The organism is Desulfoconvexum algidum (assembly GCF_055382125.1).
Map to the genome: position 1 here is coordinate 844,421 of NZ_AP042394.1, position 15,340 is coordinate 859,760.

Consider the following 15,340-nt stretch of genomic DNA (forward strand, 5'->3'; position numbering starts at 1 on the left):
ATCTTATGCCTGTACAAAGGATAATCCATGACCGATACGATTGATTTAATTCATCAAAATCTTTCTGTTTCAGGACTTGATAAAATGAAACGTCAAGTCCTTGATCCTGAAAAAGACAGGGAACTCAAAGATGCCTGTGCCGGATTTGAAGCCATTTTTATGAAGGAAATGCTTCAATCCATGCGCAAGACCCTGCCCGGTGATGCCCTGTTTAAAGAATCCAATGCCACCAATATATATAAATCCATGCAGGATCAAAATTTGGCTGAGACCCTGTCAAAAAGTCAAAAATCCCTTGGCCTTAGGGATTTTTTATACCAGCAGTTAAAAGGTTCCCGCTAATTTGCCCCTCTAATCCGTATCCTTTATAGTCTTGTCGATTCCCAAAGTTTAAGTTTATGGCATACATGTTGCTATTACATATATATAGCTCAATAACAGCGCATAAAATCGGGAATAGGGGAAAAAAATTCCTCTCTATCTATTTAGTGCATTTTTTAAATTTAAAAAAATGCCGGCAGATACCGATAGCATATAAAGGAGAATCAACATGGAAAATTTTGCCTGTGCAATAGAGAATATGCTTCAAGAAAAACTTTTATTATATCAAGAGTTGAAAAAGATCTTTGAGCAGGAAAAAAAATATATTGTTGATATGAATGTCGATTCCCTGTGGGAAACCCTGGAGAGAAAAAAGCAGCTGGCCTTGGAAATCCTGGGGATAAGAGAACGGATTTTTTCTCTCTTTGAAGAGAAAAAACTTTCTTTGAATATGCAGGCAAGCGCTTTCAGTCTATCCCAGGTTATAAATAGCCTGCCGCTCCCTGTAAAAACAAAATCAGGCCTGAAAAAAGTTAAAGTAAAGTTAGAGACCCTTAAGAAAGAAATCACCGCCCTGGCATCGGAGAATAAACGATATACAAACGAATACCTGTCGGTGATTGATGGTATTTTTGCAACGATTATTGGCACTGAAAACAAGAAAGCCTATAACAATACCGGCAAGGTTTTTACGGACAATTCCGTGAAAACGCTTTTAAGGGTAGAGGTGTAAAATGTCAGGTTTAGGGTCTACTCTCAATATATCCAAGTCGGCAATCTTATCACAGCAATATGGGTTGGCCGTAACCGGCAACAATATTGCAAATGTAAATAATCCAGATTATAGCATGCAGACGGCCGATCAGACCACCATGACGTCCATCCGTTATGCTGGATATCTTTTCGGTACAGGGGTTGATACCTCCCAGATCCAGCAGAATGTCGACAGTTTTCTTGAAAACCGGCTGACCGATGAATTGTCCAATCAGGCAGCCTATGAAGAAGCTGAAGCCTATATGAATATTCTTGAGGGATATTTTGATGCGGACTCTGATTCAAGTGTTGGAAATCTGCTGACAGATTTCTGGAATTCCTGGTACGATCTTTCCAACAATCCGCTTGGGTCCTCCGAACGGGTCACGGTATACGAGCAGGGGACTATCCTTGCAAACCGTCTTAACTCTGCCAGTACCGATATTGCCAACATGGAGACAGACTTAAACCAGGAGATCGGTGCCGCTGTGAGCCAGATTAATTCCTATGTCAGCCAGATAGCCGATTTGAATGTCCAGATCACCGGTCTTGAGGGCAATATGTCTGCAAATGATTTAAGGGACCAGCGAAACGCGATTATAGATGATCTGGGCCAGCTCATTGATCTTGATTCCTTTGAAAAGTCCAATGGTTCTGTTATTGTAACTGTCGGCAATGGCTTCCCCCTTGTCAATGGGGCGGAATATAACACACTTTCCCAGAGTGATGACAAGGTTCTCTGGCAGGGGTCATACGGGGTTGCCCAGGATATCACTGCTAATATTTCCGGCGGAAAGCTTGCCGGATGGCTTGAGGTGCGGGATGAAATTCTTCCCAAGGTGTCAGAGGAACTGGATGTCCTGACAAAAGAGCTGATCTGGGCCATGAACTATCAGCATTCCCAGGGAACTGGACTGGAGTATTTTACCGGGGTTGTCACCGGGGATTATGCAACCGATCAAAGCGGCCTTTTTTCCAGCTATGATTTTGGTGATAAAATTGATTATGCCGAGGCCTTTGTCATGTGGATGGCTGATTATTCCAGCGCGGATACCCAGTATACAAAGACCGAGATGGATATGAACCTGTCCGAGGCCAGCATTTCCGGCTGGTCAGGATCTGCTCCGGGCTTGGATGCCTACAGCTACAAACTGACGGTGGTTGACAGTGCAACCCTTGGGGATAAATCGGTTATCCAGACAGACGGGACCACGCTTGGCCAGGTCAAACCTTCCAATACAGATGTGGCAGCGGCCCTGGATTTGGCCCTGGCAGAACAGACCCTGACCATTAATGACACTCCTTCGGGTGTTAAAGTGATTGAAATCAAAGATACGGGCGGGGATGCCCAAAGATCAGCCGCATCCATTGCCGAATCATTATCCGCCATCGATGGGGTGGATGCCTATGCCTCTGAACTTTCCGCCCAGTTTGATCTGGCCGGTATCGCCGATGCCGAGGACGGGGATGTGGTAGAATTTTCCCTCTACGTGGACGGATTGACCTCTGACCAGAGGTTTACCGTGGATGAGGACCTGGGAGGCCTGGCCGAGCAATTTGAAGAGGCCCTGAGGGGGGCTGCGGAAAACATCAATACCATCAATGATGACCAGGACCTGTACACAAACGGCTTGGACATCACCAGCAGCACCGGCCGTACCCTTGGTGTTCAGGCGTTTGAGGTGGTTGACAATGCCGGTGTGCAGATTGAAAGTTTTTCAAATTTTGATGCCGGGGACAGTGTCACCTTTACGGTGGAATCCAGTGGTTTCGGAACCTCGGCTGCCACCACGACCAATATCTCCGTCTCCCTGCCCACAGGTATTGATACCAGCGACGACGCTTTGATGGCAACCGCTTTTTACGATGCGTTGAGTGCGGCCCTTGCAGATGTGCCCTTTACCGTGGAACAGGACCTTTCAACCAACGCCATCATATTGAGAACCACGGATGGGTCCAACCTCACCGTCCGGGACGGGGACAGCGACACCGGGCTTGATGCAAGGTTTGATATCAACGAGCTGTCCGGTACAAGCCTGTCTGTGGGAAATAATGTGTTCTTGTTTGATGGGGCAGGGGATGTCGAGACCTATGATGCCGATACCCTGGGTACCGATACTTTGGAATTTTCGGGAAATGGAACCTTTGCCACCCTTGACGAGACCAGTGCCGGTGGTGTATCTGCCGGGGTTATTGTGGGGACGCTCACGATTCTTACGGATCCGGGTGTATCCATCCATTCAAATGTTTTAGGCGTCGGTGGTTTATTTGACGGCAACTGGGCAAAATCCGGCAGCTCCATCATGACCCTGGGAGGGGAAAACGGATTCTCCAACTTTGATGCGGGGGATACCATTTCCTTTGATCTGGATGGTACGACCATTGATTATACCGTTGGCGCCGCATCAACCACTGACCTGGAATTTGCCACGGAACTTGCGGCGGCATTGAATGCAGATCTGATTGCGGCCGGCAAGGATGCAGATTATGAGATCCTGCAGACAGGTTCTTCTGTTTCAATCTTGAAAGGCGCTTCCTTTGATGATCCCATTGCCATTACCAATTTTACGGATAGCGGTATCAATAAAGCCACGCTTTCGGTCACCACCGGAACCGGCAGCGGTACCAGCAACCCTGAAAATGACTTGCTGGAATCGGATAATCCCTATCGTAATTTTGCCACCGCCTCCCTTTATGCGGACCAGGGAATCATCCGATGGGAGAAATATGATTCCAACGGGCTTTTTACCGGGGAGGATGGGTTGATAACCGTTGAAGAAGACGGAAATATCTCCATTGTCGAATCCGGGGCCCCCACCCTTTCCTTTGATCTCTCCACCGGAAGCCTGGTGGCGGGGAACATCCTGACCATCAATACAGACGAAACCGGGAGCCCGGACCCTTTGGATTTTACCGTTTCCGGTTCCGCCGACACCCAAAATGAAACCTACCAGTTCACGGTTACCTCCGGGGGAACGGTGGAGGGGCTTGTTTCGGCGGACGATCCCATTGTTATTGAATGGAAGACAGGCACGGATTCCGGCACCATCGAGATGGAAGGGTCTGATCCTCCCCTTGCTACAGGCGCTGCCTATGAAGTGGAGGTGGACGGCATGACCCTGAACTTTTATGGCGGTGCCCTCTTTGAAAATGATGTTTTCACCATTACTACGGATGCCTCAGGGGTTCCCCTGTCCACCAATGAAGACGGGAAGGCAACCGGCGAACTGATGTCTGACTGGCATTGGACTATCGATTCCTTTGCCGACGAGTTTAACCGGCAGGCCGAAGGGATGACCGCCTCCACCACAGAGGACAATCGGCTTCAGTTTGCGGCATCGGAAGACTATTATGCCCTTGCCAATGTGACCTATTCCGGCAGCAACGGGTTTAACGAAGAAAATGTCAGTATTTCGGTAATTGATTGGAGCGCCATTGATTTTAGTGTGGATGATCTGGAGTTTGCCCGCAGTTCTTCCGGCAGATGGGGAATGGTGAATGACCCCACGGGGGGAGTGGCCACCTTTATCCCTGAGGGAGGGGATGATGATGGATTCGGGATTGATTTTAACGCAGACGGCCTGGCCGATATCCAGATTTTCTTTAGCCAGCAAGTAGTGGAGGAAGGGTTTGTGAAAATGGATTTTGAAAAACGGGACCCGGATGACATCGGGTTTGCTTTCTCGGATGACTCCGGCGCCTCCTCAGGCCTTGTCGCTGCCGCTGGCATCAATAATTTTTTTGAAGGGTATGATGCGGATACCATCGAGATAAATGAAATGATGGCCGACACCCGGTTTGTCGCCGCCGCCAGGATCGATAGTGAAACCGGGGAAATCAGCCAGGGAGACAATACAAATGCTTTGTCAATGGGGGATGTTCAGTATCAGGACATTACCATGAAACGATGGACCTATGACCGGGAATCTGGTGCCTACTCCAGTCTGAGCACCACCAGCCTGAACGGATATTTTAATACAATGACAGCTTCTGTCGGAATTATTTCCAGTGGGATCAAGACATCACTGGAATTTGCCGATAGTATGGTGAACAACCTGACCGAGCAGCGGAATGCTGTATCAGCGGTTTCCCTGGACGAGGAGATGATCAAACTCATGGAATACCAGAATGCATATTCGGCAGCGTCAAAGCTTCTTACGGTTGTCGATGAGATGATGCAAACCCTGATTAACGTAATATAGCAGGAGAAAACAATGCGGGTTCCTAATCTTTCGTTATATAATGCTTCCATATACAGACTTGGCGGCCTTACCAGCGATTTGCAGTCCGCCAATGAGGTGATGGCAACCCAGAAGCGGATCAACAGTATCTCCGATGACCCCATCGGCCTTTCCCAGGTGCTGGATCTGGATACCACCCTTGGCAACCTTGAGCAGATTGAGAAGAATGTGAATATGGGGGCGTCATGGCTGGATGGTACTGAAAACGCCCTGGACAGCGTGAACGATCTTATTCTGGATGTAAAAACTCAGTCGAGCCAATTGATCAATGCCTCCATGAGCGCCAGTGAAAGAGAGGATGCCATTGGCAGCATCAACGGCATTATCGAGCAGATCGTCGGTCTTGGCAATACCCAGATTTCAGGCAATTATATTTTCAGCGGCACCGATACCGATGTCGCACCTCTGGAATACAATGATGGGGATGACCCGCCCTGGGTCTCGTATAATGGGAACACCATCCCGTTTTCAATTAAAACAGACGAAAACCTCATCGTCCAGGTGGGGGGTGTGGGTTCGGAAATTTTTTGGGACGATGAGGTGGAGATTAATTCAACCAATAACACCATTGTCTTTAAAGAAGACAACGGCCATGGGTCTGCTTCGGAAATCATTTTGGAAGCCACTATCGAAGACGGGGGATATACGCCCGAAGAGCTTGAGCTTGCCTTGAGAAATGCTTTGAACGAGGCTTCTCAAACCGATGGGTATGGAGTTGTCTATGAAGTGGATTATGACGCGGATGCAAGCACCTTTTCCATCCGGGAGGACGGGTCCTTTGACGGGTATATGAGAACCGAGTTCATGTGGGATACGGGAGGTGACGCCTATGTGAACAATATTTCTGCCAGTAGCTCGATCAACGTCGATGACATTAATCTCGTGGTGGAAAATGCGGATGCCCTCACCATTGATACCACGGAACCCTTCAGGCTTACCTGGCAGGGAGATGGAACCTGGGACATTGACAACAACCCCGGGTATGTCATCATCCCCTCAACCATATCCGGCACCGATGACACCATTGGTATTGACCTGGACGAGTCTGGTACGGCAGATATCACCATCACCCTTTCTACACCGGTCACAACAAGGGGCCAGTCTATTGAGTTTGATATTGTCGCTGCCCAGGGGGACCATAGTGTGGGCAATGAAATTGGTTTTAACGGAGACAATTCCATCTATGCCCCCCCCACCTCCGACACCCAGGCTGTTTTTGTCACAGATCTTGTCATTACGGCCGGGGTAAATAATACCATCGACTTTGTGGAGGTGGATTCATCCGGGGTTGCCAGTGCCACCCTTTCCGCCACCATTGCCAATACCACCTATACGGATATGGATGATCTTGCCGGGGCCATCGAGACCAGCCTGGAAGCTGCCAGTTTAGCCACAGGAAATAACATTAATTATGCGGTTTCCTATGATTCGGGGGAGAGTAAGTTTAATATCAGGGAAGACGGCAGTTCCTTAAATGAAATTCAGATTCTGTGGAGCAGCTCTGCCACAACCGAGGCAACGGCCGCTACCCTGGGATACTATCCCCAGGACGACATTGTATCTTATCCCTCAAGTGATAATACGGCTCAATTATATATCACAATAGACAGCACCAACAACCGCCTTGCTTTTGAAGAGACTGATGGCGGCGGCACCCCCAGCGGAACCCTATGGGCCAGTATTGAAGAAGGCACGTATAAAAGCATGGCCGATCTTGAGGCGGCGGTTGAAACCGCCATGGATGATGCCTCTGCTGCATCGGGAAATTCAGTGACCTATGATGCCTCCTATGACGAGACCACCAACAGGTTTTCGATCCAGCGATCGGGTGGCGGGGTGTTGACCGGCCTGGATCTGTTGTGGAGCACTGCCAATGGTTCCGGCAACAGCATCGGCGACAGCCTGGGTTTTGATGCCACAAACGATACCGGCGGCGGCATCGGGACGGCCTATACCGGGGACAGCGACATGGTGTTGATGACCTTTGACGATACCAACAATGGGATCGATTTCGAAGAAATCTCAACAGATGGAACGGTTTCAGATGAAATCAGCGTTGTGATCCCCAAAGGCGATTACACCGACCTGGATGATGTGGCATCGGCAATCCAGACGGCCATGCGATTGGATTCTCCCCATAAGGTCGGCTATTTGGTGGCCTATGATTATACGGCCGGTGAGTTCACCATCAAGGGAAGTGATGAAGGGATTACAGGATTTTCTCTTCTGTGGCAGACCGGAGATAATACAGACCAGAGTGCTGCAGATCTTCTTGGGTTTTACGGGGATGATGAGGTCACCTTTTCTGAAAGTGATGAACCCATTGTAAATATCACCATTGACGGGACCAATGACAAAATTAACTTCAGCGAGATCCTCTATGGAAATGAGGGCCAGGATGCGGATGAATTGACCGCATCAATTGAGCATAAAACCTATACCAGCCATGTCCAGCTTGCCCTTGAAGTGGAGAAGGCCCTGGAGGAGGAATCCTATCAAGACGGGAATCGGATCGATTATTCGGTAAGTTGGGACGACTATACCAAAAATTTTACCATTAAAGAGAATGGCTCTGGACTTGCCGAGTTCAACCTGTTGTGGCAGACAGGAGAAAATGCTCCCCTTTCAGCAGGGGGGACCGGTGAGAGTATCGGGGAAACCCTTGGGTTTGGTGCGAACGATGATACTGCCGTCCCGGTTGAAAGTGACCGGGAAGTTGAATGGGGACTATTCAATACCCTGCTTGACCTGAATCAATATTTAGCGGATAATGATGTGGATGGTATTGAGAGGACATTGGGAAGGCTTGACGCCGAGTTTAACAATATGACATCGGAAATAGTGAATATCGGTATCCGGGATAAGCGACTGGAGATCAGAAGCCAAATCACCAGTGAGGTGAATTTGAGTCTGACCGAGAGAAAATCCACCATAGAGGATGTGGATATCATCGAGGCCACCCTGAATCTGCAGTCCATTCAAACCGCCTATGAGGCGGCCTTGAGCTCAACGGCAACCATTATGCAACTAAGCCTTGTGGATTATTTAAGCTAAGCCTTGTGGATCATTTATAAAAGGATAGATATATAATGCTGGTTCTGACCCGAAGGGCAGAGGAAAAGATTAAGATAGGAGACAATATTATTGTCAGTGTCCTGAGTGTAGAGGGCGGGGTGGTAAAAATCGGGATAGATGCGCCCCGAGAAATCACAATCCTTCGCATGGAAGTGTTGGAACAGATAAAAAATGAGAACATTGAAGCTGCTTCAAAAGATGTAACGGATATTGCAGAGGCTGTTGACCTTTTCAAAAAGAAATTGTCCAAGGAGACAAAAGAGTGAAAATACAGACCAGAAAATTCGGCGAGATAGAAATTAACGAGAACAAGATCCTTTCCATGCCCGAAGGACTACCCGGCTTTCCCGGCTTTGAGCGGTTTGTCCTGCTTGAAGATCCAAAATCAGCACCTTTTTGCTGGTTTCAGTCTTCGGAAGAACCCAATCTGGCCCTTGCCATGATGAACCCTTTTCTTTTTAAGCCGGATTATGAAATTGATCTTGAGGGATTTATTGAATTGAGGGATTGGAAAGGCATTGAGACAAAAGATCTGCTGGTGTATGTGGTTATCAATATTGTTAAGGGGGAGAAGAAAAATAAAGTCACCGCCAACTTAATCGGACCCATCGTCATCAATGCGAAGAACAATGAGGCCATTCAGGTTGTCATATCCAATTCAAGCTATTCCCACCAGCACAATATTCTGGAGCCTTCCTAAAAAACACTAAACTTTCTGGTCAAAAAGAAGGCCTGAGAACTCTTCCATTTTTTCTTTAAGGTTCAGCATCTCCTCTGTGGGAATCTGTTTGATAAGTTCTTTTGTTACCCTGTCGGTTATTTCCACGACCACCTGTTGGTTGTGGTCTTCCCGTATGGAGAACCCTAGGTTTGTCTGGAGATCATCCATGATTTCATTCATTTCTGTTGCCAGTTGTTTTGCCTCTTCCGGGGAAAAATTATTTTCCTTTTCTTCTTTCATATTAGACGTCTTTTGGGCGGCATCGGATACATTGCTGTTTGTTTTTTCAGGTGCATCACTTTTTTCAGGTGCTGATACCAACGGGACTGTTTCCACTGATGTTGCCATGGCGTTTATCGTATTTATATTCATGAGAGCCTCCTTAGTAAGTTGTTATGCTGATAACCCGTGGGCGATTTGAAACAGCCGTCGCAGATCGGTAAGAACTGATGACTTTTTTCCCTTTTGACAACTGGTTCATGCCTTTTTTTAATTTGTCCTTGACGGCAGATACCTTTGTATGGAGGGCTTTGTTTTGTTCAAGAAGGGTTGCCACCCGGTTTTTTAAAACAAGGATCATTGAGCCCGCATGGGGCCCGGTTTTGTTTTCTGCTGTTGCCAGCAATTTTTTAACATCCTTTATCAGGGCTTTCATTTCACTCTCCCGTTCTTGAGACTGTTTTTCAAGGTCGGGCAAGGCGTCCTTTTCAAAGGAGGCCATATGAATTTCATGCATATCATACAGTCGGTTTATTCTTTCTTCAATCAGTTTAAATTCTTTTTCCATAAGTCCATCCTGTTGTTTGCCTGTTAAACAGAAATTGTATGAAATGAACTCTTGGACGGGGTCCCGTCAAAGGTCGCCTGGGGGATTAACGGAATCGACGGCTTAATACCTTTGGTCACGGGTTTCTTTTTCTTCGCCATGACATCAGTTTCCCAAATTTCCTTGAGCCGGGATATATATTTTTCCGCACGGTCAAGGGTTTTTAAATCATTATTTAAGTTTACCTTTGGCAGTTCTGCAAGAATCGCCACATAAAGCCCCCTTAAAAAGAGGGTGGTTTCATCCCCTTTATTGGTATCGATAGAGGCGTTAAGTTCCGAGATGATGGCGATTGCCTTCGAAAGATTTTCTCCCTTTTTTTTGGCATTTTTTTCTTTGATTCCCTCCCGGGTCAGGCACATGCGGCGTAAGGCTCCTTTATAAAGCATAAGTATTAGTTGTTCGGGGTCCATGCCGTCATAGTGATTGTTTAAATAGGTGTTTATCTGCTGGTATGCTGCCATTCAAATCTCCTGAATAGAGGGGTTATTGTTAGTTCTTGTATCGGTGTCCGGAATGCTTTTCTTGAGATTAATTAGATAAAAGTTGTCACGGTTACTCGCTTGCACTAGAGAATGCTTCAAACAGAGAGGTCAGAAGGCTTGACTGGGTATTCAGCTGGCTGATATAGGTGTCAAGGTTTGCAAAGGAGGCAGCCATGAGGTCATATTTTGTATCAAGACGCTCGGTGTCTTCCTCAATCTCCTCGTCAAGCCTTGCGATTCTGACTTCTGCCTCATCAATTTCAGTTGAGGCGATGCCGGTTGTGCTTACCATATTTGTCAAGGCATCATTGATCGTGTCTGCAAGTCCTGTAATCTCATTGTCTGAATCCCCTAAAAACAAGGATTGTACGGCATCAGAATCTGCAGCAATTGCATCATCAAGGGTATCCTCATCAATACTGATGGTGCCGTCGCTGCTTATCTCAAGTCCAAGATCCATAAGGCTTGTGTAGGTATTATCCACATCAAGAACAGTGGTTAAAAGAGACTTGAGCTGGGAAACCAGTCTATTGGCACTGGTTAGCCCATCAAAGACATTTTCGGTATCATCTTCTGTGTCTGCGTCTGCATCTGTGCCTTTAAGATAGGAAATAACGGAATTAAACCCTTCAACCATGGACATAAGGTCTTCTTTAACCGTCTCATTGCTGACCTCGATGGAAAGGGTCGATTCTCCAACGCTCTTCAGGCTTAAGGTGACACCAGTAATGGCATCATCTATGGCGGTGTTGGATTGTCTTGTGTATGAGATGCCATTTACGGTAAAGGCTGAATTGAGTGATGCTGAATCGGCACCGGTCACTTCTGATGCGCCCGTAAAATTTGTACTGAGGGTTATCCTTGCATCCTCCCCTGTGTCATCTGCTGTCAAAGTGAATTGGTAGGGGGTATCTGAATCGCCATTATCGATAATTGCCGCGGTTAAACCGGTGTTGTCGTCGGCGTCATTTATAAGATCCACCATCTCTTCATAGCTTGTTCCCGGGGGTACGCTCACATACATTGTGTCACCATCCTGGGCGATGGAAACGGTGGTGTCGGCGCCAATCCAGTTAAAGTCTGATACACTTATTTCCGAGTCGGCACTGTCCCCGCCTGATGCGGCAGATAGTTTTATATAATATTGGTCGTCATCACCCAGTGTAAAAGCCGCCGTTATCAGCTGGTTCCCGTCTGAATCCTGGTTGTCCGACGAATTGTTGATTTCATCCACAATTTCACCAAGGGTCATTCCAGATGTCAGATCGATATCAATCTGTTCCTGGCCAGGATTTGACATGTCGCTTGTCCCGCCAAATACGGTCTGGGTGTTGGCATCCATTGTCACTTCAATCTCGCTGTGGTCCGCAGACACCAGGGTAAGAATACCGTCATCATCCACAGAGGCGGTAACGCCGTGGTCATCGGTCAATAAATTGATGGCCGTAACTAAAGCTGCATCTGAATCATTGTCAAGCACCGTCACTTCCCCAATGGTAAACCCGTTAATGGCAAAGGTGCTGTCTGTTGTACCGGCAGCTATACTGCTGTCTGTACTGATTTCGGAATAGGTGCCGTAATACATGGTAAGCGTGGTATCTTCGCTGATTGCTTCTGTTGTATCATGGTCTGCAAGCCCGGATGCAGGCTCGGCAAACATGATATCATTTTTATTTTCAACCGCGGTTGATGTCCATGAGTTTCTTTTTGCTATTTGGGTTGTTTCAATGGAATAGGAAGATTCCTCATACCCATCCCCCACCGTGGCAGAGATGACATCTTCATCGGTCACAGAAACAGAATTGTCCAGATAATTTGATGAAAGGGATAAATTAAGGGCATCTGATTTAATGGAAAAAAGGTTTGCATTGACTGTGTTATAGGCATCAACCTGGGTTTCGAGTTCTGTTATCTCAGTTTCTTTTGCCGTGATTTGGGCCTCATCAATGGCATAGAGCTGATCAATGATGTCCTGAAGCTCAAGCCCGGATCCTATCCCCAAGGATGAAATTGATCCTGTTGTCATAGCGTTTCTCCATAATAATATTTTTTCATGAAACCATGAGCAGATCATTTATAAAATTTATCTACTTATATATACCTTATCGGATAAGGATATAAAACATTAAGAAAAATAATTTTGTGAAAATTCAAGCCAGCCTGGAAAGAGGGGTTTAATTCCATCTGCTTCATTTAAAAAAAAGTAGATGCCTCAAATTATGTTAAAGTTATTGGTCGGGGCGTCGATATTGACTTTCAGGTTCGGATGTTTGGCTGTGTTAAAAAAACGGAATTTTAACATACAATTTTTTAAGGGGAGGGCTTGGAAGACAAAGGGGCTGAATATCGGAATAAAACAAAGCAAGGGAAAGGATTCCCTTACTAAACACTCTCAAGGAGGAATAAAACATGTCATTAAGAATTAATACCAACATCGCAGCAATGAACGCCCACAAGAACCTGACCAATACAGACAACAGCCTTTCAGAATCCCTTGGTAGACTGTCCAGCGGTTTGAGAATCAATAAGGCAGCTGATGATGCATCTGGTATGGCCATTGCCGATTCGTTGCGTTCCCAGTCCCTGGGTCTGGGTCAGGCCATCAGAAATGGAAATGACGGTATTTCCATTGTTCAAACGGCTGATGCGGCATTGGAAGAGTCCATTAATATTGTTAATACGATCAAAACAAAATCCATCCAGTCGGCCCAGGACGGACAGACCACAGAATCTCGGAAAGCCATCCAGGCCGATATCTCAAAACTCCGGGAAGAGCTGGATACCATTGCCAAAACAACATCCTTTAATAACCAGAAGCTTCTTTCCGGTAACTTTACCAACAAATCATTCCAGATCGGTGCCTATGCCGGTGAAACCATTGATATCTCCATTCAGTCCACTGAAGCCAATAAGATCGGGCATGTCACCACCTCCGATTTGACTTTTGCAGGGGCCGGGGTCACTGAACTTAATGTTTACAGCAACCTGAAGGACGAGACCTATTCTCTGAACTCGGTTGAGCTGGCCTATGACAATGATGCAGAACATGGGGTTGGCGCCATTGCAAATGCTCTCAATAAATTGAGCGATGTGCTGGGTATCTCTGCCACAGCTTCTGTTGAAAGCACAACAGATGGGAATATTACAGCCGGCACCACAGATTCAAGCTTTGCCATCAACGGGGTTACCATTGGTGCTTTGGAGGTTGCAGTCAATGACTCCGACGGCGCTCTGGTTGCAGCCATCAATAATAAAACCTCTGAGCATGGGGTGACTGCTTCCGTGGATGAAGCTGGAATTCTCACCATGACCACCACGGACAACCGAGCCATTGAGGTCACCATGGATTCAGCTACCCAGGCTGTCATGGGCGGCACAGAAGATATGTCCACCCTTGGTAAGATTGAAGTTCGCCAGGAAGGCACCAGTCAGATTACCATCACCGATGCTAATGCCCAGGCTGGTATTGCCGTTTCAACGGTTGAGGGAGGCATAATTGTTTCAGGTGCCGCAGTAACTACCCAGGATTCTGTCATTACGGCAGGTTCCACTTTAACAGATACCACCCTTGCATCCGGTACAACGCTTACCGGATCATTTACCATTTCCGGTAAGACAACCACAACCGCAGGAGATGATAACCTTCTTATTGCAGCGGGTTCTACAATGGCTTCCGGATCACTCATCGCATCTGGAACTGTCCTCGAAGGCACATTTACAACTTCTGGAGCAGTCGCAACAACTAGTGGTACCAGTTTTGTAGCTGAGGGTTCAGTCTTGAAAGCATCTTCTACCGTGAACAGCGGAACCGTGTTCAAAGGGGATGTGTCAGCCAGTCTTTCAGGAATAGCAACCGCAACCGTTATTGTCAGCGGCACCGGCGATGATGTATATACCCGGGTAAGTGGTGCAGATGCCGTTTCTGTTAAAAGCACGGCCGATTTAACACTGACTAGCGATACAACTCTTGGAATTGGTTCAGTCTTGGCAAACGGATCCGTTCTTGAGGCTGGCAGTAGATTAGAAAGTCAATTTACAGCTGCTGGAGACGTAACCACCACTGGAGACATGACTGTAAAGGGCGGTACAACTATTTTAAGCGGCAGTATCCTCTCTGCTGGTTCGTTTTCGTCTAATTTTCAGTTTAGCGGTGATGGTAACGTAGACAGTAACATGGTTCTTGAAACCGGTTCAACCCTTGGTAATAAGACGGTTCTCAAAGACGGGTCCTCCCTGGGCTCAAGCGGTGTGATTGCAGAGAAGATCACGGTGGATGATGACAAAGACATGCTTTTGGCCACGGGTTCTACCATCGCCAGCGGGTCCACCCTTGCTGCAGGGACTGTCTTGACCGATGATGTTGTCGCGAAGGGCGGTGATAAATTTTTGGAAGGCACTACGCTGACCTATGATATTACCACCAGTGGTGCGGTTACCACCACAAAGGATATGCAGATTGAAGGCGGCTCCATCCTGCTTGCTAACTCAACCCTGGCAAAAAATGATGCAGCCGTTGCAGACGGCACCAGCTCTTCGGTGTCTGACGGCCAGGCCTATCGTCTTTCCGATGTGGATGTGACCACCCAGGAGGGTGCCCAGATCGGGATTGCCGTTGCAGACGCTGCGCTGAAATCCCTTGACAAGGTAAGGTCTGATTTGGGTTCTGTTCAGAACCAGTTGACCTCCACCATTTCCAATATTTCAACAACCCAGATAAATGTGAGTGCGGCCGAGTCCAACATTCGTGACGTTGATTTTGCTGAAGAATCAGCCAATTTTACTAAAATGCAGGTTCTGAGCCAGGCAGGTACATTTGCCATGGCCCAGGCCAATGCAACCTCACAGAATGTTTTGAGCCTGCTCCAGTAATTTTATAGAATTAACTGGTAGTCGTTATGAATTGGGCAGCAGCTTTTAA

Annotated in this window: 11 protein-coding genes; 7 read left to right on the forward strand and 4 right to left on the reverse strand. The window is 47.1% G+C overall.

The window, feature by feature from the left end; genetic code table 11:
* Nucleotides 1-27: 27 nt before the first annotated feature.
* The 6 genes from ACZ45G_RS03790 to fliW all read left to right on the forward strand — a co-directional run bounded on the left by ACZ45G_RS03790 (nucleotide 28) and on the right by fliW (nucleotide 9,090).
* Nucleotides 28-342 carry a rod-binding protein gene (locus tag ACZ45G_RS03790; protein WP_464175344.1) on the forward strand — a complete coding sequence of 105 codons (315 nt, stop codon included), beginning with the start codon at nucleotides 28-30 and terminating at the stop codon, nucleotides 340-342.
* Nucleotides 343-550: 208 nt separating this feature from the next.
* Nucleotides 551-1,054: a flagellar export chaperone FlgN gene (flgN, locus tag ACZ45G_RS03795; RefSeq protein WP_464175345.1), complete on the forward strand. Its 504-nt coding sequence runs from the start codon at nucleotides 551-553 to the stop codon at nucleotides 1,052-1,054.
* A 1-nt stretch (nucleotide 1,055) separates the two neighbouring features.
* Entirely contained in the window at nucleotides 1,056-5,276 is a 4,221-nt protein-coding gene (gene flgK / locus ACZ45G_RS03800; protein ID WP_464175347.1) for a flagellar hook-associated protein FlgK, read from the forward strand.
* Between the two features lie 12 nt (nucleotides 5,277-5,288).
* Nucleotides 5,289-8,369, forward strand: a complete 3,081-nt coding sequence (gene flgL, locus ACZ45G_RS03805) for a flagellar hook-associated protein FlgL (protein WP_464175348.1) — start codon at nucleotides 5,289-5,291, stop codon at nucleotides 8,367-8,369.
* Nucleotides 8,370-8,404: 35 nt separating this feature from the next.
* Nucleotides 8,405-8,656 carry a carbon storage regulator CsrA gene (gene csrA / locus ACZ45G_RS03810; RefSeq protein WP_464175349.1) on the forward strand — a complete coding sequence of 84 codons (252 nt, stop codon included), beginning with the start codon at nucleotides 8,405-8,407 and terminating at the stop codon, nucleotides 8,654-8,656.
* On the forward strand, nucleotides 8,653-9,090 hold the full coding sequence (gene fliW / locus ACZ45G_RS03815) for a flagellar assembly protein FliW (protein ID WP_464175350.1): 438 nt from the start codon (nucleotides 8,653-8,655) through the stop codon (nucleotides 9,088-9,090). The genes csrA and fliW overlap by 4 nt, the downstream gene beginning before the upstream one ends.
* A 6-nt stretch (nucleotides 9,091-9,096) precedes the next feature.
* Here the strand turns inward: fliW and ACZ45G_RS03820 are convergent, their stop codons facing one another.
* From ACZ45G_RS03820 to fliD, 4 genes are all read right to left on the reverse strand, one after another.
* Entirely contained in the window at nucleotides 9,097-9,483 is a 387-nt protein-coding gene (locus ACZ45G_RS03820) for a flagellar protein FlaG (protein ID WP_464175351.1), read from the reverse strand.
* Between the two features lie 10 nt (nucleotides 9,484-9,493).
* Nucleotides 9,494-9,898, reverse strand: a complete 405-nt coding sequence (locus ACZ45G_RS03825; RefSeq protein WP_464175352.1) for a hypothetical protein — start codon at nucleotides 9,896-9,898, stop codon at nucleotides 9,494-9,496.
* 23 nt (nucleotides 9,899-9,921) lie between these two features.
* Nucleotides 9,922-10,401 carry a flagellar export chaperone FliS gene (gene fliS / locus ACZ45G_RS03830; protein ID WP_464175353.1) on the reverse strand — a complete coding sequence of 160 codons (480 nt, stop codon included), beginning with the start codon at nucleotides 10,399-10,401 and terminating at the stop codon, nucleotides 9,922-9,924.
* Nucleotides 10,402-10,492: 91 nt separating this feature from the next.
* Nucleotides 10,493-12,448: a flagellar filament capping protein FliD gene (fliD, locus tag ACZ45G_RS03835; protein ID WP_464175354.1), complete on the reverse strand. Its 1,956-nt coding sequence runs from the start codon at nucleotides 12,446-12,448 to the stop codon at nucleotides 10,493-10,495.
* A gap of 383 nt (nucleotides 12,449-12,831) precedes the next feature.
* Between fliD and ACZ45G_RS03840 the strand changes: the two genes are divergently transcribed.
* Nucleotides 12,832-15,291 carry a flagellin N-terminal helical domain-containing protein gene (locus ACZ45G_RS03840; protein WP_464175355.1) on the forward strand — a complete coding sequence of 820 codons (2,460 nt, stop codon included), beginning with the start codon at nucleotides 12,832-12,834 and terminating at the stop codon, nucleotides 15,289-15,291.
* Nucleotides 15,292-15,340 lie beyond the last annotated feature (49 nt).

Excerpts from the sequence above, each read along its gene's own strand:
- ACZ45G_RS03790 (WP_464175344.1), top strand. The coding sequence starts at position 28 with ATGACCGATACGATTGATTTAATTCATCAAAATCTTTCTGTTTCAGGA.
- flgN (WP_464175345.1), top strand. The coding sequence starts at position 551 with ATGGAAAATTTTGCCTGTGCAATAGAGAATATGCTTCAAGAAAAACTT.
- flgK (WP_464175347.1), top strand. The coding sequence starts at position 1,056 with ATGTCAGGTTTAGGGTCTACTCTCAATATATCCAAGTCGGCAATCTTA.
- flgL (WP_464175348.1), top strand. The coding sequence starts at position 5,289 with ATGCGGGTTCCTAATCTTTCGTTATATAATGCTTCCATATACAGACTT.
- csrA (WP_464175349.1), top strand. The coding sequence starts at position 8,405 with ATGCTGGTTCTGACCCGAAGGGCAGAGGAAAAGATTAAGATAGGAGAC.
- ACZ45G_RS03820 (WP_464175351.1), bottom strand. The coding sequence starts at position 9,483 with ATGAATATAAATACGATAAACGCCATGGCAACATCAGTGGAAACAGTC.
- ACZ45G_RS03825 (WP_464175352.1), bottom strand. The coding sequence starts at position 9,898 with ATGGAAAAAGAATTTAAACTGATTGAAGAAAGAATAAACCGACTGTAT.
- fliS (WP_464175353.1), bottom strand. The coding sequence starts at position 10,401 with ATGGCAGCATACCAGCAGATAAACACCTATTTAAACAATCACTATGAC.
- fliD (WP_464175354.1), bottom strand. The coding sequence starts at position 12,448 with ATGACAACAGGATCAATTTCATCCTTGGGGATAGGATCCGGGCTTGAG.
- ACZ45G_RS03840 (WP_464175355.1), top strand. The coding sequence starts at position 12,832 with ATGTCATTAAGAATTAATACCAACATCGCAGCAATGAACGCCCACAAG.